The 1,754-nt window shown below is 35.7% G+C and carries 1 protein-coding gene; it reads right to left on the minus strand.

What is annotated here, in order from left to right; all coding sequences use genetic code 11:
- Positions 1 to 390: 390 nt before the first annotated feature.
- The coding region (locus tag JC605_RS23520; protein ID WP_233074225.1) for a DUF1254 domain-containing protein at positions 391 to 1,754 on the minus strand (1,364 nt) is incomplete at its 5' end.

The raw sequence follows: 1,754 nt of genomic DNA on the forward strand, positions 1-1,754 counted from the left end.
TTCCTCTGTAGCCAGCTACTAAAAATAGCGCTGAGAGAAATAAATTAAAATATTTATTTTTCATAATACTAAATTTTAAAAATTTATTAATCTTATTTCACTTCTACCTCTCTGTGATTTTTTACGAAATCTTTTCTGTGTTCTACAATACTTTCTGCAGCAAAAGGAAGATAACATCTGAATAATGCATTCCAGTGTTCAGGAACCTTTATATTGTTAATGGCATCGGGACCGCCATTAAAATTTAAGTGTAATGGTACCTTCAGTATTTGGCTTTGCACTATTACTGTTCATATGAAAAGGATACATTACAACCCAGAGATCATCCATACAAATTCATTTATTACTCTGTCATTTCATTTGGCTCACTAAATTATCATCATCAAAAATTCAATACTTAGTAATTACAGGAGGTGTCCAAGTGCCTTTTGTAACGCCCTCTTTGCCCCAATAAGCTCGTATGTATAAAGAAAATGTACCCTTTGGAGATGGCAGCCAGTTGCTCTCCATCTCAGCTCCGGGAGAAACTGAACTCACAATAATGGTCAACGACCCGTCTTTATTCTTCTTAAGGCCTTTGTTTTTTGTACCTAGTGAATAACGGTTTATGCTATTTTTAGAGAATAAATGATGCTCATTATATAAGGTCAAAGACCAAAAACCGTCTACAGGAGGTTCCTGACCGCTAGCAAAAGTAATTTTATAATTATTTTTACCTTCCAGCTGTGATTTATCTGATGCCATATCAGTATAATAGTATTGTGTTTCGTTAGGTCTGTTATCAAACATGTTCGATTTTGCAGTTGCTGCCCTGTTATAGTAATCATATTTTCCAGAACCGGTCCAATCCGCACTGTAATACGAACGATTCCAGCCATTCCCTGCTGCTACTCCGTTGTTTTTCCAAAGAAAAAAACTTTTAATTGTATTTTCTTCCGTTTTTTGAGCTGTTTGAACCAGAGCTTCTTTTATAGCAGGATCTGATTTAGCTGCAGCTAACAGCTCTTTCAATTGAGCATACAACTCTTGTTCCCCTTCTAGCGGTGGTAAAATTTCTAATACCTTGCCCAATTGATTTTCATCAAAAAACTTTTCAGGCACTACCCATTTGGTTTCTTTACCATCAGAGGCAGGACCTTGTATAACAGGTAATTTTTTATAAACTATAGTTTTTATCTTACCATCAAATTCAGAAAGAGGATAAGCAACAATTTGGTTTATAACAGGCTGAATAGCTTGTTTATCTTCTTTTGTATCATTTTGGAATACTCTCGGAATAGAATTTGCCAAAGTTGTCGGAGATTTTACAACGTCTGTAATTCCTGTTGGTTTTTCTCCTTTCCAATTTGGACCTACAAGTAAATAAAAACCAGGTTTTGTTCCATAAGGTTTACCTAATTGTCCAAATTGATTTGTTCTTTGATCATATAAAGCATATACCCAAAAACGGTCTTTAAAATCAGGAACTTGTATCACAACAGGCTGCGAGTCTAAATCAAAGAAACCCAATCCATATACCACATCCTGATTTGGACAGGTAACAAATGTTTCGTCAGGAGTGATATAGTCATTAAGCATTGCTAATTGCCCTTGCGGTGCCACAGGTAACACACCATTTAAATAGGCAGGCTTTGGTGCTTTTGTAATAGTAGCTCTACGATTTAACATATTTACCATTGGCCATCCCCAAACGTAGGCAAACTCACCAAGTTTTTGCGCATATTCAGGGCTCATTTTTTCTTTTTTTGGAAGCA

Source organism: Flavobacterium sp. IB48, from assembly GCF_016405855.1.
Taxonomy (GTDB): domain Bacteria; phylum Bacteroidota; class Bacteroidia; order Flavobacteriales; family Flavobacteriaceae; genus Flavobacterium; species Flavobacterium ginsengisoli.